General features: G+C 70.4%; 1 pseudogene. It reads right to left on the bottom strand.

Annotation, left to right across the window (positions count from 1 at the left end):
* Positions 1–267, bottom strand: a pseudogene (locus SB753_RS37765) (hypothetical protein); the annotation flags it as partial.

Here is a 267-nt window from a genome sequence, read left to right on the forward strand (position 1 = left end):
GGTCGCGATGACCTGCGGCCCGGGATGGGCGAGCGCGTACGAGACGGCGAGTGCGCCGGTGCCGCAGCCGAGGTCGAGCACGCGGCTCGGGCGGTCGCCGTTCACAGCTCCGGAAGAACCACCGTTCTCCGACCCGTTCGCGCCGTTTTCGACCCGAATCAGCCCATTCTTGAGGAGTTGTGAACCGCCGAGGCAGAGCACTTCAAGCAGCACGCGGGTGCCGATGTCGAGGCGGGCGCCGGCGAACGCCCCGCCGTGCGCGACCAG

The organism is Paraburkholderia sp. SIMBA_053 (assembly GCF_046534895.1).
GTDB classification, from domain to species: domain Bacteria; phylum Pseudomonadota; class Gammaproteobacteria; order Burkholderiales; family Burkholderiaceae; genus Paraburkholderia; species Paraburkholderia caledonica.